Origin of the sequence: Nocardia pneumoniae NBRC 100136 (assembly GCF_000308755.1) — a bacterium.
GTDB lineage: Bacteria > Actinomycetota > Actinomycetes > Mycobacteriales > Mycobacteriaceae > Nocardia > Nocardia pneumoniae.
The window spans coordinates 85,378-109,743 of sequence record NZ_BAGF01000056.1 but is presented as its reverse complement, the minus strand read 5'-3'; the positions used below and the strand labels follow the sequence as shown (position 1 = coordinate 109,743).

Genomic DNA, 24,366 nt, shown 5'->3' with positions numbered 1-24,366 from the left:
GGCCACTCGTGCCGCGGGGCCGCGGCCCTGCTAGCGTCGGCTCATGGCAGGAGCACTGTGCCCCGGGTCGTTCGACCCCGTGACCTACGGTCACCTCGATGTCTTCACCCGGGCGGCGGCCCAGTTCGACGAGGTGGTCATCACCGTCATGATCAACCCGAAGAAGCAGGGCATGTTCACCGTCGAGGAGCGCATCGAGATGCTGCGCGAGTCGACCGCGCACCTGAGCAACGTCCGGGTGGAGTCATGGCACGGTCTGCTCGTGGACTTCGCCCGCGAGCAGGGCATCACCGCCATCGTGAAGGGCCTGCGAGACGCGGGCGACTTCGGCTACGAGCTGCAAATGGCGCAGATGAACAAGAAGCTCTCCGGCGTGGACACCTTCTTCATCGCCACCAACCCGTCCTTCAGTTACCTGTCCAGCTCGCTCGTCAAGGAGGTCGCCACATACGGCGGCGACGTCAGCGACATGCTTCCCCCGTCGGTCCACAAACGCCTTCTCGACCGCCTGGCCGAACGCAAGAACTGACTCTCGCCCGGGCAGCGGAGTTTCAGAAAACCAGGCCGCGCAGTGCCAGGAAGCGCATGCCGCCGACCGCGGCGGTGATGGCCAGGATGGCGGCGGCCTGCGCGGTGTCCCCGAGACCGGGCGCCCACACGCCGAGTGCGGCCAGGGCCGCGGTCGTGATGCCGAGACCGACCAGCGCCAGCCCGCCGCCTTCCCACTGCGCGGTGAACCAGCCGACCCGGCCCGCGGCGTGGAAGGTCAGCTGGCGGTGCAGTTCGTTGGCGATCATGGTACTGACGACCGAGCCGGCGACGTTCGCGATCAGCGGCCCGACACCGTGCATGGCGAAGAACAGCAGCACGTAGGCGACGTTGCTTGATCCGCCGACGAGCGAGAAGCGGATCAGCTGGGCGAAGGCGCGGTCACCGCGCAGGTACTGGAGCAGCCGGCCGAACGTCGCCGCGGCCTGCGCCGTCGGCACCAGCGGGTACGGGCTCACCCACGGGGTGAACAAGCTGGTGGCGCTCGCTCCCGCCGATCGCGGTAGTTCCAGAACAGTCATCGTCATTCCGATCGCCCACGAGCCCTCGGCGCGGGCACCTGCGATCGATCATCGCTTCCTTGCCCGTCGATTCTCGGCAGGTTCCGTTCGTGGCGCGTATTCAGCGGTCGCTGAATGGTCGGAGCCTGTCGACACTCGACGGGCAGGTGTCCGTTCCTCCGGCTCTTTGTCCGCGATCCCGGCAGGCTCGCGGTCCGTGCTGAAGATCCGAGTTCGATCTTCCAGACGAATGTAACACGAAGCGGAGAGGAGGGCTCCACTTGATTCTGTGGCGTGCAAGACACTGCCGCGACACACCGGAAATGCACTCGGCACGAGCCGTGACGAGGGGCACACTGGGTTTCGCCGTGAGTCCGCAGGAGGGTAGTGAGCATGTATCGCGTATTCGAAGCGCTCGACGAACTCGTCGCCATCGTCGAGGAGGCGCGCGGCATCCCGCCGACCCGCAGCTGCATCGTTCCGCGCGGCGATGTGCTCGAACTGCTCGACGACGTCCGTGACGCGCTGCCCGGCGAACTCGACGACGCCCAGGACGTGCTCGATCACCGGGACAAGATCGTGTCCGACGCCAGGGCCGCGGCCGAGACCACGGTGCAGAGCGCCAACGAACAGGCCGACCGCACGATCGGCTCGGCCCGCGAGGAGGCCGACCGCATCCTCGCCGACGCCAAGGCACACGCCGACCGCATGGTGGCCGAGGCCAGCGCGCACGCCGACCGCCTGGTCGCCTCCGCGCAGGAGGAGGCCGAGCGCGTGGTGGCCGACGGCAACGCCGAATACGAGGCGCTGACCGGCCGGGCGCGCACCGAGTCGGAGCGGATGATCGAGGCGGGGAAGGCCGCCTACGAACGGTCCGTGGCGGAAGGTCTCGCCGAGCAGGAGCGCTTGGTCACGCAGACCGAGGTGGTGCGCGCCGCGCATGCCGAATCAGCCAGGGTGATCGACGCCGCGCACGCCGAAGCCGATCGGCTGCGCGAGGAGTGCGACCACTACGTCGACTCCCGGCTGGCCGATTTCGAAGAGACGCTCACCAGCACGCTGCGCACCGTCGGCCGCGGGCGCACCCAGCTGCGCACCGGGGCGGGCGCGCCCGACTACGCCACCGAATTCCGCAGGTAGCGGCATCCGGGATGATCAGCAGCGTTTGGGTGAGAACCGCGCGGTCGCGTATTGTTGAGTGGTTGCCCATATCCCCCCGATCGTGAGTGAGTTCGTGATGTCCGCCGGATCCGGTTCCGCGTCGCGTTCCCATTCGGCCAAGCGCCGGATGCCGGACGCGGCTTTCGTGCTGGACACCCGCAGCCTCGGCCGCAGGCCGGGCACGATGCGCGAGCTGCGCCGCACCGTGACCACGCAGGAGCGGATCGGCCTGGATCTGGTCGCCGTCCCCGTCGGCGCGGAGGTGGAGCTCGACCTGCAGTTGCAGGCGGTGTCCGAGGGTGTGCTGGTCACCGGAACGGTGACCGCGCCGATCGAGGGGGAGTGCTCGCGCTGCCTGGAGCCGTTCACCGGCGAGGTCGGCGTGCGACTCACCGAGTTGTTCGCCTATCCGGACAGCACCACCGAGCAGACCACCGAGGACGACGAGGTCTATCGCATGGTCGACGACACCATCGACCTCGAGCCCGTGATCATCGACGCGTTCGGCCTCGAGCTCCCGCTCCAGCCGCTGTGCACAGCGGATTGCGCCGGACTGTGCCCGGAATGCGGGGTGCGGATGGCGATTGCGGGATCCGAGCACACCCATGAGATACTTGACCCCCGCTGGGCCGGACTGGCGAAATTCGCCGCCGGATCGCCCGGCATCGGCAGCCCCGACGAGGGTGACACAGCACATAGGACAGAGGAGAAGTAGTCGTGGCCGTTCCCAAGCGCCGGATGTCCCGTTCCAACACCAGGTCGCGGCGCAGCCAGTGGAAGGCCGCCGCGCCGACCCTGATCACCTGCCCGAACCGCGCCTGCGGCGAGAAGACCCTGCCGCACATCGCCTGCCCGTCCTGCGGCACCTACAAGGGTCGCCAGGTCACCGCCGCGGTCTGATCGTTCGACCTTCCGTAGCGACGTGACCGACGAACCCGACTCGTCCGGTGAACACGCGAGCCTGCTCGCCGCGCTTGGCGTCGACCTGCAGCCGGATCTGCTGCGCCTCGCGCTGACCCACCGGTCGTACGCGTACGAGAACGGCGGTCTGCCGACGAACGAACGTCTCGAGTTCCTCGGCGACTCCGTGCTCGGGCTGAGCATCACCGAGCGGCTGTATCACGAGCATCCCTCCAAGACCGAGGGTGAGCTGGCCAAGCTGCGCGCGAGCGTGGTGAACATGCGCGCGCTCGCCGAGGTCGCCCGCGGCCTCGGCGAAGGCGGGCTCGGTGCCCATCTGCTGCTGGGCAAGGGCGAAGAGCTCACCGGCGGCAGGGACAAGGAGAGCATCCTCGCCGACGGCATGGAGTCGCTGCTGGGTGCCGTGCATCTGCAGCACGGCATCGATGTGGCGCGCTCGGTGGTGTTGCGGCTGTTCGCCGAGTTGCTCGAGCGGGGCCCCCGCATGGGCGCCGGCTTGGACTGGAAGACCAGCCTGCAGGAACTCACCGCCGAGCGTGGCCTCGGCGTGCCCAGCTACGAGATCACCTCGACGGGGCCGGACCACGACAAGGAGTTCACCGCGACCACGGTGATCGGCGGCCGGGCCTACGGGCAGGGCGTCGGCCGGTCCAAGAAGGAAGCCGAACAGAAGGCCGCGGGGGCCGCCTACGAGGCGCTGACCGCCGAAACCTGACGTGCCCGAGCTTCCCGAGGTCGAGGTGGTTCGACGTGGCCTCGCCGAGCATGTGGTCGGCCGGGTCGTCGAATCGGTGGCGATCACCCATCCCCGGTCGGTGCGCCGCCATCTCGAAGGCGCCGCCGATCTCGCCGCACGGCTGACCGGCCTGAAGGTCGAGTCGGCCGAGCGGCGCGGCAAGTTCCTCTGGCTGACCTTCGACGACCCCGAAGCCGCGTTGGTGGTGCATCTGGGGATGAGCGGTCAGATGCTGATCCAGCCCGCCGACGCTCCGCTGGAGAAGCACGCGCACATCCGCGCCACCTTCGGTGACGGCACGCAGCTGCGTTTCGTCGACCAGCGCACCTTCGGCGGCTGGGCGCTCGCGCCGCTGGTCGAGGTGGACGGCACCCTGGTGCCCGAGCCGGTCGCGCACATCGCCCGCGACCCGCTCGACCCGCGCTTCGACCTCGAATCCGTGGTCGCCGTCATTCGGGGCAAGCGCAGCGAGATCAAACGCGTCCTGCTCGACCAGGGCGTCGTCTCCGGCATAGGCAACATCTACGCCGACGAGGCGCTGTGGCGTGCCCGGTTGCACGGCGGGCGGATCGCGGCGGGATTGTCCAGGCCCGCCGTGCGCGCCCTGCTCGCCGAGGTGCGTGCGGTGATGGCCGAAGCGCTCGACGCGGGCGGCACGTCCTTCGACGCACTGTATGTGAACATCAACGGTGAGTCCGGCTACTTCGAGCGCTCCCTCGCCGTCTACGGCCGGGAGGACGAGCCGTGCCGCCGCTGTGGCGCGCCGATCGTCCGGGAGCGGTTCATGAACCGCTCGTCGTACTCCTGCCCGCGCTGCCAGCCGAAGCCGCGCCACCGCTAGCGCGAGCGAGCTACCGTTTCCTCAGGGCGGTTCGGACTGTCACCCGACCCGTGAGGAAGGAAGCATGCGCAAGCTCACCTATTACGTCGCCTCGACCATCGATGGGTTCATCGCCACCGAGGGGGGCTCGGTCGACTTCTTCCCGGTCGGCGGCGATCACGGCCCAGCGATCAACGCGCAGTACCCGGAGACGCTGCCGACCAAGGTGCGCGAAGCGATCGGAGTCGAGCAACGCAATCGCTATTTCGACACCGTGCTGATGGGGCGCAAGACCCACGACTTCGGCGTGCGCACCGGCACCTCCAGCCCGTACGCGCACCTGCGGCAGTTCGTGGTCTCCACCACCCTGCCGGAGAGCCCCGATCCCGCCGTGGAGCTGATCTCGGCGGACCCGGTCGAGAAGGTCAGGACGCTCAAGCGAGAAAGCGGGCTCGGCATCTGGCTGTGCGGCGGCGGCGAGCTGGCGCAGGTGCTGCTCCCGGAGATCGACCAGATCTTCCTCAAGCTGTACCCGATCGTGCTCGGCCGTGGACGCCCGCTGTTCGGCGCGGGGTCGCGGCTGCCGGAACCGGCGAAGTTCCGGGTGATCACCAGCACGGTGTTCGAGGACGGCGTGGCCTTCATCAAGTACAGCCGGATCGTTTAGCCCGGTGCTCGACCAGGATCCGAGCGGGACACCGGACGACGCCACCGCGCCCGGTCCGGTGGCGGCGCTGCGGGAGATCGGCTTCTGGCTGGAACGCGCCCGAGCCGAAACCCACCGGGTCAAGGCCTACCGGCGCGCCGCCGACGCCGTCGACGGGCTGTCCGCCGAGGAGCGCGAGGCGCATCGGGCGGCGGGCAGCTGGCAGGAGATCGCGGGCATCGGACCCAAGACCGCGGCCGTCATCGAACAGGCGTACGCCGGTACGGTGCCGCGGTACCTGGCCGAACTGCGCGCGGCCGCGCAGCCGATCGGGGCGCCGGGCCAGCCGTTGCGCGAGCGGCTGCGCGGCGATCTGCACACGCACTCCAATTGGTCCGACGGCGGCAGCCCGATCGAGGAGATGATGCGCGTCGCGGCGGCGCTCGGCCACGAATATTGCGCCCTGACCGACCATTCGCCGCGATTGACCGTGGCCAACGGGCTGTCCGCCGACCGGCTGCGCAAGCAATTGGACGTGGTCGCCGAACTCAACGACCGGATGGCGCCGTTCCGCATCCTCACCGGCATCGAAGTGGACATCCTCGACGACGGCACCCTCGATCAGCGGGCGGACCTGCTCGCCCGGTTGGACATCGTCGTGGCCAGCGTGCATTCGCATCTGCGCGACGACAGCGCGACGATGACCAAGCGCATGGCCTACGCGGTCGCCGATCCCGATGTCGACGTGCTCGGGCACTGCACCGGCCGCTTGGTGACGGGCGGTCGTGGCACGAGGCCGGAGTCGACCTTCGACGCCGAGGTCGTTTTCGAGGCATGCCGCACCTACGGCACTGCCGTGGAGATCAACAGCAGGCCCGAAAGGCTCGATCCGCCCTCGCGATTGCTGCGCCTAGCGGTGGAGATGGGGTGTCACTTCGCCATCGACACCGACGCGCACGCACCTGGACAGCTCGACTGGCAAGGGTACGGATGCGAGCGCGCGGTCGCGAACGGCGTTGCCGCGGAACGCGTGATCAACACCTGGCCGCTGGCGGACCTGCTGGCATGGACCCGCGCTGGGGCATGACCGCCGGGTTAACGGTGGCCGAACAGTTCGAATCGCGGTGTGCGGGCGCATGATTGCCGCAGAGAATGAGTGTCACATGGTTTTCTCGGGGAGTGGGATCAACTGGTGGGCGACTTGCCGCTCGACACCGTTCTGACGCTGATAGGTACCGTTGCGGCGGTCATAGCGCTCGTCGTGGCGGTTGTCGGGCCGCTATGGGAGTTCGTCCTCGCGGGCCGCAAACGGCTCGGCTACCGGGTGCAGATGGATACGCCCGTCACCGGTGAGATCGAGTCGAGGTTCCCCGGGGTGCTCACGCAGTTGCGTCCCTCGGCCGACGGCGCGAGCCCGGATCTGAAGGACATCTCGGTCGTCTTGGTGCGCATCGAGAACGCGGGCATCACCAGCATCGACATCGAGGACTACACGGCGCCGAGCCAGCAGATCGGTCTGCACCTGCATTTTCCGCAGCGCCGGGTGATCGGCATGGCGGTGAACGAACTGAGCGATCCTTCGGCGCTGGCCGACCATCTCGGTCGCAACTCCGCCATCGACGTGCGCGAGGACACCGGCGGGCACATCGGCGTGATCGATCTGCCGAAAGTGCCACTGCGCAAGGACGATCACTACAAGATCCTGGCGATCTTGCAGCGCTCCGGCGAAGCGGGGAACTACCCGGAGCCGGTGCTGCGCGGCGGTATCAAGGGCGGCCGGATCATCCAGACCCGGGCGGGCACGTCCCGGAGGCTCGTCGTGTTCACGATGTCTCTGGTGCTGGTGATCGGTTTTCTGCTCGTGGTGGTCTGGCGGGAGCCGTCGCCGACGCCGATCGAGTGCGCGTCGGGCAAGCTGACCGTGATCGGGTCCTCGGCGTTCGGCCCGGTGATCGAGGAGGCCGCCGACCAGTATCGAAAGCGTTGCACCGGAGCGGAATTCGCGTTCCGATTCGAGGGGACCGAGCGCGGTCTCGACCAGCTCGCCGAGGAGGGCGCGGGCAAGCCGGGGCTACTCGCGATCAGCGACGGCGCGAAGGGCGGCGGATATCCGGCGCTGGTGCACCGGCCGCTCGCCCTGTCGTTGTTCACGCTGATCGTCCATCCCGGCGTCGGCGTCCGTGATCTGACCGTCGCCCAGATCCAGGATCTCTACCGCGGCAGGATCGGTAACTGGCGCGAGGTGGGCGGTCCGGACCTGCCGGTCGTGCTGGTCAACCGCATTCCCGGTTCGGGTTCGCGAACCACCTTCGAGCGCAGGGTGCTCGAGGGCACGCAGCCGGATCGTCCGCACGCGAGCTGCACGGCGCTCAAAGGCACGGTCATCAGCGCGCCCGCGCACTGCGACGTGCAGGTGACCGCGGACATGCGCAAGGCGGTGGCCGACATCCCGGGCTCGGTAGGCTATCTGGAGTTCTCCGAAGCCATCGACGCGGGCTTGCCCACCATCGCGATCGACGGCGTCGGCGCGGGCCGCGACGCCGCCGTGCGGCGCGCCTACCCGTTCTGGGGCGTCGAGTACGCCTACAGCAATGGGGAACTGCCCGGTGACTCGCTCGCCGCGAGCTTCCTGCACTTCCTGACCGATCAGACCGGCAAAGAAGTGCTGCGAGCGCACGGCAACGCGCCGTGCGCGGACCTGCCCGACCCGGGCCGCTGCCTGCCCGACCGGTGATTCCCGCACGCGGACCGAACCTCGTGCCGCCGATCTGTCGGTGGCCTCAGCGACGATGGACCCATGACGGAACTGTCGCTGCGCGAACTGAATCGGACGCTGCTGGTCCGCCAGAAGCTGGTGGATCGGGTGGCGCTGAGCCCGTTGGAACTCGTCCGGCATCTGGTCGCCGTGCAGGGCCAGGAGCCGAACTGGCCCTACGTGGGACTGTGGTCGCGACTGGCGTCGTTCCGGCACGACGACCTGGCCGCGCTGCTGCGTGCGCGTCAGGTGGTGCGCTCCACCATGATCCGCCGTACCGTGCATCTGGCCGACGCGGCCGACTTCCGCTGGTTGCGGCCCACGGTGCAGCCGGTGGTCGACGCCGCGCTGAAGACGCCGTACTTCCGCGATGAGATCGACGGCGTCGACCTGGCGGAACTCGCGGCGGCCGGGCGCGACATGCTGGCCGGTCGGCTGCTGCGCCGCGGCGAGCTGGGGAAGCTGCTCGCGGAGCGCTTCCCGGGTCGGCACACCCGCAGGCTGGCCGAGACCGTGGAGTTGCTGATCCCGCTGGCGCACGGCCCGGAGACCGGTGCGTGGGGTCGGTGGCGCAACCGGTACGTCACGGTGGGGCTGGCCGAGGAATGGATCGGCGCGCCGATGGCCGCCGGGCCGCGGCCCGAGACGCTGGTGCTGCGCTACCTGGCCGCGTTCGAAGGCCCGCCACGGTGGCCGACATGCAGGCATGGGCGGGCATCACCCGGTTGGCCGAGGTCGTCGACGAGATGCGCCCACGTCTGCGGGTATTCACCGATGACCAGCATCGTGTCCTGTTCGATCTTCCGGACGCGCCCTTGGCCGAGCCGGATGCGCCCGTGCCGGTTCGTTTCCTGCCCGCCTTCGACAACGCGCTGCTCGGCCACAAGGACCGCCGCAGGATCATCAGCGAGGAAGACCGTAAGCGCACCGCCAAGGAGGCCTCCGCGGGCGTGCCCATGTATCTGGTCGACGGCTTCGTACACGGCCGCTGGTCGCTCGACGGCGCCACGCTGCGCATCGTGCCGTGGCATCCGCTGTCGGCGTCGGACGAGGCGGCGGTCCGCGCCGAAGCCGAGGATCTGCTGGCGTTCATCGCGGCGGGCCCGGGCGAGGTGGCCGACGCGGATCCGAAGGTTGTCATTGAGGCTTGACGAATCGGGGCCACCGGACTACCCACTGATAGCGGATTAATTGCTACTGCGTTGACTTTAGTCACCCCGATTGGTTTGAAACGGCGCGTCTGAGGTACCTCCCAGACGGCCCCCCTGATCATGCCGAGGGCGTGACCAGGCCAACCAAGCCCCATGGACGGCGGTGCAGCAAGGTCTTCACCCCCGCCGCGGCGGCCACTTAGTTCAGTTCGGCGCCCGGTACTCCGAGTGCTGGGTGAATGCGAGTGCTACTTGGTTGTCCCTGGAAGGAGGGTCATGAGCGCGATTTCCGTGCCGATTTCGGGGCAGAGGGCGTTGTCCGATCTGCCGATGGCGTCGTCCGATTACCTGTCGGTAGACCATTCCAGCGGTCCGTTCCGCATCGCGATGGTCGTGCCACCGTATTTCGACGTGCCGCCCAAGGCATACGGCGGTGTCGAGGCCGTGGTCGCCGATCTGGTCGACGCATTGGTGGCGCGTGGGCACGACGTGACCCTGTTCGGGGCGGGGGAGCCGGGCACCAAAGCCAAGTTCGTGCCGGTGTGGGATCGCGCCGTGCCCGAGCGCCTCGGCGAGCCGTTCCCCGAGGTCGTGCACGCGATCCGGGTGCGACGCGCGATCGAGAAGGCCGCGGCCACATCGGGTGTGGACCTGGTGCACGACCACACGTTCGCCGGGCCGCTCAACGCGTCGGTCTTCCAGCGTCTCGGCCTGCCCACGGTGCTGACCGTGCACGGACCGGTCGAGGACGACATCTACCGCTACTACCAGGATTTGGGCGACGAGGTGGCGCTGGTCGCGATCAGCGACCGGCAGCGCGAACTCGCCGCGGGCCTGAACTGGACCGGGCGCGTGCACAATGCGCTGAACGTCGACGACTGGCCGTTCCGCGTCGAGAAGGACGACTACGCGCTGTTCCTCGGCCGGTTCAGCGAGTGCAAGGCCCCGCACCTGGCGGTGGAGGCAGCGCACGCCGCGGGCATCCCGCTGGTGCTCGCGGGCAAATGCAGCGAGCGGCCCGAGCAGATCTACTTCGAGGAGAAGGTGCGGCCGCTGCTGACCGAAAACGACCACGTATTCGGCCTCGCCGACGCCACGGCCAAGCGTAAGCTACTGGCCAATGCGCGTTGCCTGTTGTTCCCGATTCGCTGGGAGGAACCGTTCGGCATGGTGATGATCGAATCCATGGTCTGTGGCACGCCGGTGGTCGCGCTGCGCGGCGGGGCGGTGTCCGAGGTGATCGTCGACGGCGTGACCGGCCGCATCTGTGACGACCCCGCCGAGTTGCCCGCGGCCATCGAGGAGGTCCGGACGATGGACCCGTTCGCCTGCCGGGCCCACGTGAAGGCGAAATTCGGTTCCGACACCCTCGGCCTCGGCTACGAGCAGGTGTATCGCCGGGTGCTGCGGTCCAAGAATCGGTTCGGCGCCGTGCCGATCGACGCGGGCGTGCCCGCTGCCGCGCCGGCCCGGATCGCCGCGAGCGGATTGGCGTGACCGGTACCCCACCATTGACTCCCGCCCCCCTGAATTCCGGTGAACCGGCCGGGTTCGGGGGGTGCGGTTCGGTGACCCTGGTGGAGGGCGGCACGTTCTGCCTGTCGAACCGGCTCGGCGATGTGGAACCGGGCAAGCCGCACGGGTTGTTCTTCCGCGACGCGCGCGTGCTGTCCCGCTGGGAGTTGCTGGTCAACGGCAAACCCGCCGAGTCGCTTTCGGTGCTGAGTCCGGAGGCGTTCGCCGCCAGGTTCGTGTTGCGCAGGCCGCCGCAGGCGGGCCTGGCCGACAGCACGCTGCTGGTGGTGCGCGAACGGATCGTCGCCGATGGCATGCACGAATTGCTCACCTTGGAGAATATGGGCCGCGAGCCCACGGCGGTGCTGCTGGAGCTGCACGTGGACGCCGATTTCGTGGATCTGTTCGCGGTGAAGGAGGGCCGCGCGGGACACGCGAGGGCCGACGTGACGGTCGCCGACGGCGAACTGGTGCTGCACGACCATGCCGACCGCACCCGCGGGATCTCGATCTCGGCGACGGTGGAGCCCCAGGTGATGCCGGGCACGCTGCTGTGGCGAGTGATCGTGCCGGTCGGCGAGTGCTGGCAGACCGAGATCATCGCCCAGCCCACGGTGGGCAATCAGCGCTTCCAGGCCATCGCCCCCGGCGAGCACTACGGAATCAGCGCGCCGGGCCGCAAGATCGAGGCATGGCGGGATACCGCCACCGATATCGTCGCCTCCGATCCGGTGCTCACCCGGGTGCTGCGCCGCACCGAAAGCGACTTGGGCGCGTTGCAGATTCACGACGAATCCGGCGACGCCCGCCCGTTCGTCGCCGCGGGCGCGCCGTGGTTCATGACCCTGTTCGGTCGCGACAGCCTGCTCACCGCGTGGATGGCGCTGCCCTTGGAAGTCGACCTCGCGCTGGGCACGCTGCAGCAGCTGGCGGAACTGCAAGGGCAGGAGGTGAACCCGCTCACCGAGGAGGAGCCAGGACGCATCATGCACGAGATGCGCCGGGGCCCGGCGGGCGGTCAGGTACTCGGCGGCAACATCTACTACGGAAGCGCCGACGCCACACCGCTCTTCGTGATGCTGCTGGCCGAATGCCATCGCTGGGGCGCTGATCCCGAGGCGATTCGGCAACTGCTGCCCGCCGCCGACGCCGCGCTGCGCTGGATCACCGACTACGGCGACCGCGACGGCGACGGTTTCGTCGAGTACCGCCGCGCGACCGACCGCGGCCTGATCAATCAGGGGTGGAAGGACAGCTTCGACGGAATCAACGACGCCTCCGGCCATATCGCCGAGGCGCCGATCGCTCTGTGCGAGGTGCAGGGATACGTGCACGCGGCGCTGCTGGCCAGGGCCGACTTGGCCGACGCGTTCGACGACCCGCGGCTGGCCGCCCAACTGCACGAGCGCGCCGAGGAGTTGCGTGGCAAGTTCGCCGAGCAGTTCTGGCTGCCCGACCGCGGCTGGTACGCCGTGGCGCTGGACGGCGGCAAGCGGCAGGTCGACGCGCTGACCAGCAATGCGGCGCACTGTCTCTGGTCGGGTATCGCCAGTGACGAGCACGCGGCCGAACTGGTGCGGCATATGGGCGGTGCGGAGATGGACTCCGGGTTCGGATTGCGCACCTTGGCGTCGAACATGGGCGCCTACAACCCGATGAGCTACCACTGCGGCTCGGTCTGGCCGCACGACACGGCGATCGCGGTGGCGGGTCTGCTGCGGTACCAGCACGTTCCGGGGGCGGTGGAACTCGCGACGCAGCTGGCCACCGGATTGCTGGACGCGGCAGCGGTGTTCGACGGGCGGCTGCCGGAGTTGTTCTGTGGTTTCCCGCGGTCGCGGTTCGCCACCCCGGTGCCGTATCCGACGTCCTGTTCGCCGCAGGCGTGGGCGAGCGCGGCGCCGCTGCTGCTGGTGCGCGCGTTTCTCGGGCTCGATCCGGACGTTCCGGCCCGGACGCTCAGCGTGCGTCCGCACCTCCCGCAGCGGTGGGGCAGGATTTCGCTGCGCGCGTTGCGTCTCGGCGCGAGCACCGTCGACCTGGAGGTGGAGGGAACCCAGATCACCGCGGCGCGCCTCCCCGACGACTGGCAATTGGTGACCCGATGACCGGGTCGGGTTGCCGAGAGGCGCGACGGGGTATGCCTCCGGCGTAAGGATGTTGGCAAGGCCTTCTCGCACTGACACGCAGGCATGGGAGGTGCACGATGCAGACATCGCTGGACACTCAGGACCTGTGGCGCACGCAGCATCGGGACTGCGCCGCGGAGCCCACGACCGATCTCGACCTCGACCGCGCGCTGTTCATTCGCGGCGTGCACGCCGGTCACGGCCCGGAGTGCCGCCAGTACCTCGCGGCGGCGGCGTATTGCCTCGATCACCTGGACGACAACTGACCCACCGGCGAAACCGCTCGGCGTAGGCAAGCCTGCCCCGCGATGGCCTCCGCCTGCGGTGATCGTTACAGAATCGCGAAGGCGACGACCAGCCCGAGCGCGAAATGCGCGGCGGCCACGACGAGGACCTCGGCGGTGTAGGTCTCGGCGTGCAACGCGGCGCCGATATCGATCCCGAGCGCCCGCTCGATGACCCGCACCGAGATGACCTGCGCGACAATGCCCACCAGGCCGAATACCAGCGCCGCGATCAGGCCCTCGGAGAGTTTGCCGCCGCCGCCCACCGCGAAGATGGCGAACACGACGATGAACGCCATGCTGATCATGCCCGCGGCGGTCACGATGATGGCGTTCGGCTTGCCCGCCACCACCAGTCTGCGCAGCTTGCCCGGCGTGGTCAGGTCGACGGCGTAGAAGCCGACGAGCATGAGCACCAAACCGACGAGGGCGTAGAGGATGATCGCTCCCACACCCTCGCCCAGCGAGCTCCAGTACCCCGATTCCAGGGCGACTGCGGTCATTGTGATCCTTCCGAAATGGGTTGGCCTGCGGTCGAGACGGATTCGTGTTTGTCGGGTGGCGATGCTCAGTCGGTGATGCGGTGCGGGACGAAGGCGGAGCCGTCGTCGGTGATCAGTCCCGCGGTTTCGCGGATGCCGAGACCGGCCGCGGTATCGCCGACGATCCACGCGCCGAGCACCGGGCGCATGTCGTCGAATTCCGGTAGCGGGTCGAGCAATTGGTACACGTAGCCTTCTTCGCCGTAGACGCCGCCGGTGGCGGTTTCCAGACCGGCGCCGACGATGGTCATGTTCGCGCCCTCGCGTCCGAGCTTGGGCTTGCGGATGTACTCGGTCAGCTCATGCGGATGGTCCAGGTAGGCGGGCAGCAGATTCGGGTGGCCCGGGTACATCTCCCACAGCACCGCGAGGATCGCCTTGTTGCTCAGCAGCGTCTTCCACAGCGGTTCGATCCACATGGTCTGGGGCAGGCTGTCCACGACGCGCTTGCCGAACTCGTCGTCGAGCACCCATTCCCAGGGGTAGAGCTTGAAGACCGCCTCGATCGGCGCCTCGGCCAGGTCGACGAAACGCTCCAGCTCCGAATCGAACCCGACCTCTTCGATCGGCAGCGCGATGGTGTCGAACCCGGCCTCGGCCGCGGTCTCCTGCATATAGGCCGTCGTGACGTTGTCCTCGCCCGTGGCGTCCGCGCCGGACCAGGTGAAATGCAGCTGCGGGGTGGGCAGCACGTCACGCAGCGCGCTCCACCGCTCGACGAGCTTCTCGTGCAGCGAGTTCCACTGGTCGCCGCCGGGGTAGCGGTCGGTGAGCCAGTGCCACTGCACGATCGCCGCCTCCAGCAGCGAGGTCGGGGTATCGGCGTTGTACTCCAGCAGTTTCGCCGGGCGGCGCGCGTCATAGCGCAGGTCGAAGCGCCCGTAGACGTGCGGGTCGGAGCGTTTCCAGGAGTCGGCGATCGGACCCCAGCTCCACTCGGGCAGGCCGAAATCGGCGAACCGCTCGGTGAGCACGATGTGTTCGACCGCGTTCAGGCACATCGAGTGCAGCAGTTCGACATCGGCCTCCAAGGCGAGGATCTCGGCCATCTCGAACTCGTAATGGACCGATTCGTCCCAGTACGGCCGCGGCTGCCCGCTCGCGTCCCGTCCCGGGGAACCGTAGACGAGGCCTTGGCTTTCGATGGTCTGCTGCCAGCCCGGCCGGGGCGTGTCCCGTACGCGGCGCATCTACGACCCTCCGCCGGTGCTCTTGCTGCCCAGCCCGCCGCGCTGGATCGTGGTCCCGCTCTTGGTCTTGATCTCGGCGCCCTTCGGCTTGATCGTGGTGCCGCCGGTCGGTGGTTTGCCGATGGTGCCGGTGCCGCCGTAGTAGTAGCGGTACTGCGGTCCGCCGCCGAGGATGATCAGGCCCGGTCCGCTGGTGAAGCCGGGACGGCCCTCACCGCAGTAGGAGTCGTCGACCACCAACTCCTGGCCGTTCTCGGTCTTCACGCAGTGCGCCGTCACCCGGTCCGGCGCGGCCAGGGCGCGGTAGGCGAGGTAGCCGCCGCCGACCAGTCCGGCGACGCCGACTATGGCGACGCCGCCGATCATGACCCGCTTGCGCTTGCGCTTCTTGGCTTCCTCGGCCGCCGCGGCCGCGCGCTGCGCTTCTTCGGCGCGCTTACGCGCTTTGTCTCTCGCTCGGGCCTCGGCCACCGTGGGCGGTCGCGGCTGCGTGACGCCTGGTTCCTGACGCTGCACAGAGCCTCGGCGTTGTTGGGGTTCGGCTGGCTGCTGATCGGAACCGGCGGGCTCCTGGCCGGTCCCCGTGCCCGGCGGCACCGAAGTCGGCGTCGACCAGTCGACCTCGGGTGGTTGCCCGGGGCCGCTCGGCGCGGATACGGGCGTCGCCCAGTCCGTGCCGGACGGGGGTGTCGACGGCTCTTGCTGGTCGGCTGATTCGGGCGTGGCGGCAGGCGTCGGCCGATCCTCGTCCGGTCGCCCGGGTTGGGCGTCGTCTCGACGGTTGCCGTCACCCGGATTCCGCGTACTCACCGCTGCTCCCCCCTTGTCGCCCGAATCACCACTACCGCTCCTCGAAACCCGTCAAATCACCCCGCGCGGGCTCCCAGCTTTCCACAACCAACCGCACCCGACCAGGTGTATCGCCGGAACGCAAGAGGTCGAGCAACCGCTCGCAGGCGGGCCGAGGACCCTCCGCGACCACGTGCACCCGGCCGTCGCGGGCATTGGTCGCGTGCCCGACCAGCCCGAGTTCGAGCGCGCGGGAGCGGGTCCACCAGCGGAATCCCACGCCTTGCACCAGGCCGTGCACCCACGCGCTCAACCGGACGGCGCCGTCCATCAGGCCTCGATGTCGAACGACAGCGTCACCTTCGATCCCGCCTTCAGCGTCCGGCCCACCGTGCACACCTTGTCGATGGCGCGCTGCACGGTGACCAGCAACCGTTCCCGCGCCTCCTCGTCGAGTTCGCTGAGGTCGAGCTCGAACACCTCCTCCAGGTGCGGGTAGACCTCGTTCTCCCGGTCGGCGTCGCCGGAGACCCGGATGGTGGCGTCGAAGCTGTCGCCGAGCTTGCGCGACAGCGCGAAGTCCGCGCTCAGTCCCGAGCAGGCGGCCAAAGCGATCTTCAGCAGCTCGCCCGGGGTGAACACACCGGGAACGCCCTGCGAACCGATCAGGACCTCGGCGCCGCGGGAGCTGCGGCCGGTGTAGGCCCTGGTTCCAGTGCGCTCGACCCACAGCGTGGTCGGTCCTTGCTCGATCGGCGCCGCGGTGGCGGTGGCGGGGGTAGCGGTCTGTTCAGCCATGGGTTCGATCCTGCCATTCTCGTCGCAATCGGCTCGCGCCTGGCAACGCCGCGCCAGGCTCTGCCATTCCGGAGGCAGCCGAGCGGTGGCTGGGATTACTCCTGGAAGCGGTACCCCATACCCGCCTCCGTGAGCAGGTGCTTCGGATGCGACGGATCATCCTCCAGCTTGCGCCGCAATTGGGCCAGGTACACCCGCAGATAGTGCGTCTCGGTGGCGTAGGACGGGCCCCACACCTCCCGCAACAGTTCCCGGCGTCCGACCAGCTTGCCCCGGTTGCGCACCAGCATCTCCAACATGCCCCACTCGGTCGGCGTCAGATGCACGGTCTCGCCCCGCTTGGTCACCTTCTTGGCGGCGAGGTCGACGGTGAACGACGCGGTCGTCACGACGGGGGCCGAGGAGTCGCCGTCGGCGGCGCCGCGGCGGACCGCCGCGCGCAGCCGCGCCAGCAGCTCGTCCATGCCGAACGGCTTGGTGACGTAGTCGTCGGCGCCCGCGTCCAGCGCCTCGACCTTGTCGGCCGAGTCGGTCCGCGCGGACAGCACGATCACCGGCGCCGAGGTCCAGCCGCGCAGCCCGGCGAGCACCTCGATGCCGTCCATGTCGGGTAGGCCGAGGTCGAGGATCACCACGTCCGGGTGCCGGTCGGCGGCCGCGCGCAGGGCGGCGGCGCCGGTCGCCGCGGTGATCACCTCGTAGCCGCGAACCGACAGATTGATCCGCAACGCGCGCACGATCTGCGGTTCGTCATCGACCACGAGTACCTTCGTCGCCGCCGCCTCGGGCGTTTTCGTCACGACCGCCGCCTCCTGTGTCGTCACACCTCACCTCCTGCGCTCATCGTCTCGTGCGCGACCTCGCCGATCGCGCCATTCGCGTTCGGCATGCCGTCGGCGGACAGCTCGACCAGCATGGTCAACCCTCCTCCCGGGGTTGGCTCGGCGTGCACCGTGCCGCCCATTGCCTCCACGAATCCGCGCACCACCGAGAGGCCGAGCCCGACGCCGGTGGTGTTGTCCCGGTCGCCGAGGCGCTGGAACGGTTCGAACAGCTGCTCCTCGGTGCCGTGCGGCACGCCGTGGCCGGTGTCGACGACGGCGATCGCGACGCGGTCGCCGGTGCGTTCGGCGGTGACCCGGACGGCGCTGTCGCGCGGTGCGTGCCGCAGGGCGTTGTCGAGCAGGTTGGCCAGCACTCGTTCCAGCAGCCCGCTGTCGGCGCGCACCGAGACGTCGCCGACCTCGACCTTGACCCGGTCCATCGCGGCGCGGCGCAGCCCGCGGGCGCCCATGCCGACGCTCACCAGCGCGCGGTGTACCGCCTCGTCCAGGTACACGCGCCGCAGCTGCGGTGTGACCACGCCGACGGCCAGCCGCGAGGAGTCGAGCAGATTGCCGACCAGCGCGGTGAGCTGATCCACCGATTCCTCGATCGTCTCCAGGAGTTCGGCGGTGTCCTCGGCGGAGAATTCGATGTCGTCGCTGCGCAGGCTGGACACCGCAGCCTTGGCTCCGGCCAGCGGGGTGCGCAGATCATGGCTGACCGCCGAGAGCAAGGCCCGCCGCAAACGGTCGGCTTCCAGCAGCGCCGCGGCGGCGCTGGCCTCTTCGGCCAGGCGCGCCTGCCGTACCAGCGCGACGGCCTGGTTGGCCACCGCGTTGAGCACCGGACGGTCGGCCGCGGCCAGCGGTCGGCCCGCGAGCAACAGCCAGTGATGGGCGTCGCCCGCCTCCACCACGGTGTCCGCGTCCGAGGGCAGCCGCGGCGGATCGGTGCCGACCTCGGCCAATACCTGATCGCCCGAGACGAGGGCGACCGCACGCTGGGCGAAGGTCTCCCGGATCTGCTCGAGCAGCTTGGGCAGGTCCGCTCCGTGCAGGATGGCGCCGGAGAACATGGTGAGCAGCTCCGCCTGCCGAGAGGCCTTGCGCGCCTGTCTGGTTCGCTTCGCCGCCAGGTCGACCAGGGCCGCCACCGCTACGGCGACGATGAGCAGCACGACGACGGTGATGAAGCTGTTCGGCTCGGCGATGGTGAGGCTGTAGCGCGGCGGTGCGAAGAACCAGTTCAACAGCAGGCCGGACAGCAGCGCCGACAACGCCGCGGGCACCACGCCGCCCAGCAGCGCCACCGCGACGACGCCGACCACGAACACCGCGCTGAGCCCGCCGAGATCCAGCACGTCGTCCAGGTACGCGGCGCTGAGCGCGCACACCAGGACGGGCACGAGCACCGCGGCCAGCCACGCGGACACCGGCCGGCGCAGGTGCGGCGTCGGCGGCCGGAATCCGCGATGGGCCTCCTCGTGCGTCACCATGTGGACGTCGATCTTGCCCGACAGCTGCACCACCGTGGAACCGATGCCCTCGTCGAACATCCGCGCCCAGCGCGAGCGCCGCGACGTGCCGAGCACCAGCTGGGTCGCGTTCACCTCGCGGGCGAATTCGAGCAGGGCGGTGGGCACGTCGTCGCCGGTGACGGTGTGCAGCGAAGCGTCCAGGCTGGCCGCGAGTTCGCGCAGCCGCGCCAAGCGCTCGGTGGAGACACCGGCCAAGCCGTCGCCGCGCACCACGTGCACCACCACCAGGTCGGCGCTGGATTTGGTGGCGATGCGGCTGGCCCTGCGCACGATCGTCTCCGACTCCGGCCCGCCGGTCACCGCGACCACGACGCGCTCGCGCGCCTCCCACAGCTCGGTGATCTTGTGTTCGGCCCGGTACTTGGCGAGCGCGGCGTCGACCTGGTCGGCCAGCCACAGCAGCGCCAGTTCGCGCAGCGCGGTGAGGTTGCCCGCCCGGAAGTAGTTGCGCAGCGCCGCGTCGATCTTCTCGGCGGCGTACACGTTGCCGTGGGAAAGCCTGCGCCGCAGCGCTTCCGGCGTGATGTCGACCAGCTCCACCTGGTCCGCCCCGCGCACCACCGCGTCCGGCACGGTCTCGCGTTGCTGGATGCCGGTGATCTGTTGCACGACGTCATTGAGGCTCTCCAGGTGCTGCACGTTGACCGTGGAGATCACGTCGATGCCCGCGTCGAGCAGGTCCGCCACGTCCTGCCAGCGCTTCTCGTGCTTGCTGCCGGGCGCGTTGGTGTGCGCCAGCTCGTCGACCAGCACCACCGCGGGGGCGCGCCGCAGCACCGCATCGACATCGAGTTCGGGGAAGGTGGCGCCGCGATACTCGATCATCTTCGGCGGAATGCGCTCGATGCCCTCGAGCAGCCGCGCGGTCTTCTCCCTGCCGTGCGTTTCGACCACCGCGGCCACCACGTCACGGCCGCGCTCCAGCCGCCGGTGGGCCTCGCCCAGCATGGCGTAGGTCTTGCCGACTCCCGGCGCGGCGCCGAGGTAGATCCGCAACTGACCGCGCTTCACGCGTTCATCATCGCGCGTCGCGCCTCTCCGGCCCAGCGGTCCGCGGCCGATCCGGCGCGCTGTGCCCGATATGCCCGCGTCGTGCGCGCGTCACCGCCGCGCACCCTCCACCTCGATCACGACGGGCCGCGGGCGCCGCGCCTGCTCGCGTGCCCCGAACGCGCGGATGATCAGCGCGCAGCAGACGAATCCGACGACAATCGCGACTGCCGACATGACGATCCTCTCTTTTCCTCCCGGCGGATGCCACCGGCCGTGCTGGAGTTCTCCGCCTCCGGCCCTCCACTTCTACCTGCGTCCCTGGCGCCGACCTCGATCTTTACGGTGTGTTGACAGTTGGGCCGCGTACTTTGACGCGATACTTGCGGCTTTGTCCGGCGTGTCAATGAACCGCAAATGCCGAGCACCGGGCCGTCAAGAAGTCGTCAGGAACCGGTCGAGACAGCCGCGTGGGCGCTTCACTCGCCCTGACGCGCCGAAGCATGGCGCGCGGATGGAGGTTGACGAGTCATGTCGGTCGTCGTGTTCACGGTGCTCACCATCGCGGTGTTCGCGCTGTTGGGGCTGGTCCAGCGCGGGGTGGAGAAGCTGTGACCGCGAATCTGATCGGTCTGGTTCTCGCTGTCGGTGTCGCGATCTACCTGTTCGCGGCATTGCTGTTCCCCGAGAGGTTCTGAGTGAGCACGACAACCGCGGGGATCGCCTTCGTGGCCGCCCTGATCCTGGCGCTGGCGCTGGCGCACGTACCGCTGGGCGACTATATGTACCGGGTCTACAACGGCCGCACGCATTCTCGGGTCGAGCGCGTGGTCTATCGCGCGATCGGCGCGCAGCCCGAGGTGGAGCAGACATGGCCGGTGTACGCACGCAGCGTGCTGGCCTTCTCTGCCGTAGGCATCCTGTTCCTGTTCTTCTTCCAGCTCGTGCAGGGCAGGCTGCCGCTGCACCTGAACGATCCGGCCACCGAGATGACGCCCGCACTGGCCTGGAACACCGCGGTCAGCTTCGTGACCAACACGAACTGGCAGAACTACTCCGGTGAATCGACCCAAGGGCACCTGGTGCAGATGGCCGGGCTCGCGGTGCAGAACTTCGTCTCCGCGGCGGTCGGCATAGCGGTGGCGATCGCCCTGGTGCGTGGCTTCGCCCGCAGGCACACCGGCGATCTGGGCAACTTCTGGGTGGATCTGGTGCGCGGCACGCTGCGCATCCTGCTGCCGATCGCGTTCGTGTTCGCGCTGGTCCTGATCGCGGGCGGCGTGATCCAGAACTTCCACCTGCACGACCAGGTGGCGCAGACCCTGAACGGCTCCCAGCAGACCATCACCGGCGGACCGGTCGCCAGCCAGGAGGTGATCAAGGAACTGGGCACCAACGGCGGCGGCTTCTACAACGCCAATTCGTCGCACCCCTTCGAGAACCCGACGGTCTGGACCAACTGGCTGGAGATATTCCTCCTGCTGGTGATCAGCTTCTCGCTGCCGCGCACCTTCGGCCGGATGGTGGGCAGTCGCAAGCAGGGCTACGCGATCGTCGCGGTGATGGGGACGATCGCACTGATCGGCGTGACGCTGACCAACCTGTTCCAGCTCCAGCACCACGGGACCGTGCCGACCGCGATCGGCGCGTCGATGGAGGGCGTGGAACAGCGCTTCGGCGTGGCGAATTCGGCCACCTTCGCCGCGTCGACCACGCTGACCTCGACCGGCGCGGTCGACTCGTTCCACGACTCGTACACGAGCCTCGGTGGCCTGATGGCCATGTTCGACATGCAGCTCGGCGAGGTCGCGCCGGGCGGCGTGGGATCGGGCCTGTACGGCATGCTGATCCTGGCGGTGATCACGGTGTTCGTGGCGGGCCTCATGGTCGGGCGTACTCCGGAATACCTCGGCAAGAAGATCACGCCGCGCGAAATCAAGCTCGCCGCTACCTATTTCCTGATCAGCCCGCTGATCGTCCTGGTGGGCACGGCCGCGGCGATGGCGCTGCCGGGACAACGGGCCAGCATGCTCAACTCCGGGCCGCACGGCCTGTCGGAGGTGCTGTACGCGTTCACATCCGCGGCCAACAACAACGGCTCGGCGTTCGCGGGGCTGACCGGCAACACCGAGTGGTACAACACCGCGCTCGGCCTCGCCATGGTCTTCGGCCGCTTCCTGCCGATCATCGTCGTGCTCGCGCTGGCCGGTTCGCTAGCGCAGCAAGGCACCACCCCGGAGTCGATCGGCACCTTGCCGACGCACCGGCCGCAGTTCGTCGGCATGGTCGTCGGTGTGACGGTGATCCTGGTCGCGCTCACCTTCCTGCCCGCGCTCGCGCTCGGGCCGCTCGCCGAAGGAATCCACTGACATGTCCAGTCCCGTCATCGAGAAAGACGTCTCCGCGGCGGCCGGACCCCAGCGGCCGCGGCGGGGCAAGGGTGTCCAGGCCGGGGTGCTCGACCCCAAGATGCTGCTGACCTCGTTGCCGGACGCGGTGCGCAAGCTCGATCCGCGCACCCTCTGGCGCAACCCCGTGATGCTGATCGTCGAGCTGGGCGCGGTGTGGTCGACCATCCTCGCGCTGGTCGATCCGAGCTTCTTCGCCTGGGCGATCGTCGTGTGGCTGTGGCTCACAGTGATCTTCGCGAACCTGGCCGAGGCCGTCGCCGAAGGCAGGGGCAAGGCGCAGGCCGACACGCTGCGCAAGGCCAAGACCGACACGGTCGCCAGGCGGCTGGCCGACTGGTCGCCGGGCGCCCGGGTGGTCGAAGAGCGGGTCGCCGCACCGGAACTGCGTCCCGGCGACCATGTGGTGGTCGAAGCGGGCGAGGTCATCCCCGGCGACGGCGACGTGGTCGAGGGCATCGCCTCGGTGGACGAGTCGGCCATCACCGGCGAGTCGGCGCCCGTGATCAGGGAGTCCGGCGGCGACCGTTCGGCGGTGACCGGCGGCACCACCGTGCTGTCGGACCGGATCGTCGTACGGATCACCCAGGAGCCGGGCCAGAGCTTCATCGACAAGATGATCGCCCTGGTCGAGGGCGCGAGCAGGCAGAAGACGCCGAACGAGATCGCGCTGAACATCCTGCTCGCGGCGCTGACCGTCATCTTCGTCTTCGCGGTCGCCACGTTGCAGCCGCTGGCGATCTTCAGCAAGGCGAACAACCCAGGGGTGCCGGACAGCTCGGCGCTGGACGTGCACGGCGTCACCGGCATCGTGCTGGTCTCGCTGCTGGTGTGCCTGATCCCGACGACGATCGGCGCGCTGCTGTCGGCCATCGGCATCGCGGGCATGGATCGCCTCGTGCAGCGCAATGTGCTCGCCATGTCCGGCCGTGCCGTCGAGGCCGCGGGCGATGTGAACACATTGCTGCTGGACAAGACCGGCACCATCACCCTCGGCAACCGCCAGGCCGCGGACTTCGTCCCGGCGCCAGGCGTGAGCAAGGACGAATTGGCCGACGCCGCACAGCTTTCCAGCCTCGCCGACGAGACGCCGGAGGGCCGCTCCATCGTCGTCTACGCCAAAGAGGCCTATGGTCTGCGGGAGCGGACGGCGGGTGAGCTGACCCACGCGGAGTGGGTCGAGTTCACCGCGCAGACCCGGATGTCGGGCGTGGACCTGGACGGTCGCCAGTTGCGCAAGGGCGCGGCGAGCGCGGTCACCGAGTGGGTGCGTGGCAACGGCGGTGCGGTGCCCGACGAACTCGGCGCGACCGTCGACGGCATCTCCGCCGCGGGCGGCACGCCGCTGGTCGTCGGCCAGATCGTCGACGGTGCGGCCAGGGTGCTCGGCGTGATCCACCTCAAGGACGTGGTGAAGCAGGGCATGCGGGAGCGGTTCGACGAGATGCGCCGGATGGGCATCCGCACGGTGATGATCACCGGTGACAACCCGTTGACCGCCAAGGCGATCGCGGACGAGGCCGGAGTCGACGATTTCTTGGCCGAGGCCACGCCGGAGGACAAGCTCGCGCTGATCAAGACCGAGCAGGACGGTGGACGCCTGGTCGCGATGACCGGCGACGGCACCAATGACGCGCCCGCCCTGGCCCAGGCCGACGTGGGCGTGGCGATGAACACCGGCACCTCGGCGGCCAAAGAAGCGGGCAACATGGTCGATCTGGACTCCGATCCGACCAAGTTGATCGAGATCGTGGAGATCGGCAAGCAGTTGCTCATCACCCGCGGCGCGCTCACCACGTTTTCCATCGCCAACGACATCGCCAAGTACTTCGCGATCATTCCCGCGTTGTTCGTGACGCTGTTCCCCGGCCTGGACGTGCTCAACGTCATGCGGCTGGCCAGCCCGCAGTCGGCGATCTTGTCCGCGGTGATCTTCAACGCCGTCGTCATCGTCGCGCTGATCCCGCTGGCGCTGCGCGGCGTGCGCTACCGGCCGTCGAACGCCTCGAAGCTGCTGACGCGCAACCTGACTCTGTACGGGCTCGGCGGCATCATCGCGCCGTTCCTCGGCATCAAACTCATCGACCTCGTGGTCCACTTCCTCCCCGGGATGTCCTGAC

24 protein-coding genes and 1 pseudogene are annotated in these 24,366 nt (G+C 69.0%); 16 read left to right on the top strand and 9 right to left on the bottom strand.

All coding sequences use genetic code 11. The features are described from left to right. The first annotated feature begins 43 nt into the window (after positions 1-43). Positions 44-529: a pantetheine-phosphate adenylyltransferase gene (gene coaD / locus ON34_RS18120; protein WP_040780715.1), complete on the top strand. Its 486-nt coding sequence runs from the start codon at positions 44-46 to the stop codon at positions 527-529. Between the two features lie 22 nt (positions 530-551). On the opposite strand, the gene ON34_RS18115 is transcribed toward coaD, so the two are convergent. Then, positions 552-1,070 carry a GtrA family protein gene (locus tag ON34_RS18115; RefSeq protein WP_040780813.1) on the bottom strand — a complete coding sequence of 173 codons (519 nt, stop codon included), beginning with the start codon at positions 1,068-1,070 and terminating at the stop codon, positions 552-554. A gap of 372 nt (positions 1,071-1,442) precedes the next feature. Here ON34_RS18115 and ON34_RS18110 point away from each other — a divergent pair, with 372 nt between their 5' ends. The 12 genes and pseudogenes from ON34_RS18110 to ON34_RS18055 all read left to right on the top strand — a co-directional run bounded on the left by ON34_RS18110 (position 1,443) and on the right by ON34_RS18055 (position 13,149). After that, a complete protein-coding gene (locus ON34_RS18110) occupies positions 1,443-2,189 on the top strand; it encodes a DivIVA domain-containing protein (protein ID WP_040780714.1) in 747 nt (248 codons plus the stop codon). A gap of 97 nt (positions 2,190-2,286) precedes the next feature. Continuing rightward, positions 2,287-2,925: a YceD family protein gene (locus tag ON34_RS18105; RefSeq protein ID WP_083889533.1), complete on the top strand. Its 639-nt coding sequence runs from the start codon at positions 2,287-2,289 to the stop codon at positions 2,923-2,925. 2 nt (positions 2,926-2,927) lie between these two features. Continuing rightward, positions 2,928-3,110 (top strand): 50S ribosomal protein L32, encoded by a 183-nt coding sequence (gene rpmF, locus ON34_RS18100; protein WP_039799574.1) that lies wholly within the window; start codon positions 2,928-2,930, stop codon positions 3,108-3,110. 22 nt (positions 3,111-3,132) lie between these two features. Continuing rightward, positions 3,133-3,846: a ribonuclease III gene (gene rnc, locus ON34_RS18095; RefSeq protein WP_040780713.1), complete on the top strand. Its 714-nt coding sequence runs from the start codon at positions 3,133-3,135 to the stop codon at positions 3,844-3,846. 1 nt (position 3,847) lies between these two features. Continuing rightward, positions 3,848-4,708 (top strand): bifunctional DNA-formamidopyrimidine glycosylase/DNA-(apurinic or apyrimidinic site) lyase, encoded by an 861-nt coding sequence (mutM, locus tag ON34_RS18090; protein ID WP_040780711.1) that lies wholly within the window; start codon positions 3,848-3,850, stop codon positions 4,706-4,708. Positions 4,709-4,772: 64 nt separating this feature from the next. Next, entirely contained in the window at positions 4,773-5,354 is a 582-nt protein-coding gene (locus tag ON34_RS18085; RefSeq protein WP_040780710.1) for a dihydrofolate reductase family protein, read from the top strand. Between the two features lie 4 nt (positions 5,355-5,358). Then, entirely contained in the window at positions 5,359-6,420 is a 1,062-nt protein-coding gene (locus ON34_RS18080) for a PHP domain-containing protein (RefSeq protein ID WP_051022808.1), read from the top strand. A gap of 105 nt (positions 6,421-6,525) precedes the next feature. Beyond that, positions 6,526-8,067 (top strand): PstS family phosphate ABC transporter substrate-binding protein, encoded by a 1,542-nt coding sequence (locus ON34_RS18075; RefSeq protein WP_051022807.1) that lies wholly within the window; start codon positions 6,526-6,528, stop codon positions 8,065-8,067. 63 nt (positions 8,068-8,130) lie between these two features. Beyond that, positions 8,131-9,239: pseudogene (locus ON34_RS38540) on the top strand (winged helix DNA-binding domain-containing protein). 330 nt (positions 9,240-9,569) lie between these two features. Then, positions 9,570-10,736, top strand: a complete 1,167-nt coding sequence (locus tag ON34_RS18065) for a glycosyltransferase family 4 protein (protein ID WP_040780805.1) — start codon at positions 9,570-9,572, stop codon at positions 10,734-10,736. Positions 10,737-10,750: 14 nt separating this feature from the next. After that, a complete protein-coding gene (locus ON34_RS18060; protein WP_040780708.1) occupies positions 10,751-12,862 on the top strand; it encodes an amylo-alpha-1,6-glucosidase in 2,112 nt (703 codons plus the stop codon). A gap of 98 nt (positions 12,863-12,960) precedes the next feature. Continuing rightward, entirely contained in the window at positions 12,961-13,149 is a 189-nt protein-coding gene (locus tag ON34_RS18055) for a hypothetical protein (RefSeq protein ID WP_040780707.1), read from the top strand. Positions 13,150-13,214: 65 nt separating this feature from the next. On the opposite strand, the gene ON34_RS18050 is transcribed toward ON34_RS18055, so the two are convergent. The 8 genes from ON34_RS18050 to ON34_RS38115 form a co-directional block, all read right to left on the bottom strand. Beyond that, positions 13,215-13,670, bottom strand: coding sequence for a DUF350 domain-containing protein (locus ON34_RS18050; protein ID WP_040780705.1), 456 nt, complete (start codon positions 13,668-13,670; stop codon positions 13,215-13,217). A gap of 65 nt (positions 13,671-13,735) precedes the next feature. Next, on the bottom strand, positions 13,736-14,899 hold the full coding sequence (locus tag ON34_RS18045) for a glutathionylspermidine synthase family protein (RefSeq protein ID WP_040780704.1): 1,164 nt from the start codon (positions 14,897-14,899) through the stop codon (positions 13,736-13,738). After that, the gene (locus ON34_RS37185; RefSeq protein WP_051022806.1) at positions 14,900-15,709 is read right to left on the bottom strand and encodes a hypothetical protein; all 810 of its coding nucleotides are present in this window, start codon (positions 15,707-15,709) and stop codon (positions 14,900-14,902) included. Between the two features lie 31 nt (positions 15,710-15,740). Then, complete coding sequence (locus ON34_RS18035) at positions 15,741-16,019, bottom strand: acylphosphatase (RefSeq protein WP_040780702.1); 279 nt, start codon at positions 16,017-16,019, stop codon at positions 15,741-15,743. After that, entirely contained in the window at positions 16,019-16,486 is a 468-nt protein-coding gene (locus ON34_RS18030) for an OsmC family protein (RefSeq protein ID WP_040780701.1), read from the bottom strand. Before ON34_RS18030 ends, ON34_RS18035 begins: the two co-directional genes overlap by 1 nt. 95 nt (positions 16,487-16,581) lie before the next feature. Beyond that, positions 16,582-17,310 (bottom strand): response regulator, encoded by a 729-nt coding sequence (locus ON34_RS18025; RefSeq protein ID WP_281032456.1) that lies wholly within the window; start codon positions 17,308-17,310, stop codon positions 16,582-16,584. Continuing rightward, positions 17,307-19,859 carry a sensor histidine kinase gene (locus ON34_RS18020; protein ID WP_051022805.1) on the bottom strand — a complete coding sequence of 851 codons (2,553 nt, stop codon included), beginning with the start codon at positions 19,857-19,859 and terminating at the stop codon, positions 17,307-17,309. Before ON34_RS18020 ends, ON34_RS18025 begins: the two co-directional genes overlap by 4 nt. Positions 19,860-19,949: 90 nt before the next feature. Continuing rightward, positions 19,950-20,075 (bottom strand): hypothetical protein, encoded by a 126-nt coding sequence (locus tag ON34_RS38115; RefSeq protein WP_281032455.1) that lies wholly within the window; start codon positions 20,073-20,075, stop codon positions 19,950-19,952. A 266-nt stretch (positions 20,076-20,341) separates the two neighbouring features. Here ON34_RS38115 and kdpF point away from each other — a divergent pair, with 266 nt between their 5' ends. The 3 genes from kdpF to kdpB are packed head-to-tail and all read left to right on the top strand — an operon-like array spanning position 20,342 to position 24,365. Continuing rightward, on the top strand, positions 20,342-20,536 hold the full coding sequence (gene kdpF, locus ON34_RS38535) for a K(+)-transporting ATPase subunit F (RefSeq protein ID WP_083889526.1): 195 nt from the start codon (positions 20,342-20,344) through the stop codon (positions 20,534-20,536). After that, the gene (gene kdpA, locus ON34_RS18010; protein ID WP_040780699.1) at positions 20,537-22,207 is read left to right on the top strand and encodes a potassium-transporting ATPase subunit KdpA; all 1,671 of its coding nucleotides are present in this window, start codon (positions 20,537-20,539) and stop codon (positions 22,205-22,207) included. It begins immediately after the preceding gene. A 1-nt stretch (position 22,208) separates the two neighbouring features. Beyond that, a complete protein-coding gene (gene kdpB / locus ON34_RS18005) occupies positions 22,209-24,365 on the top strand; it encodes a potassium-transporting ATPase subunit KdpB (protein ID WP_040780698.1) in 2,157 nt (718 codons plus the stop codon). The last annotated feature ends 1 nt before the right edge of the window (position 24,366 follow it).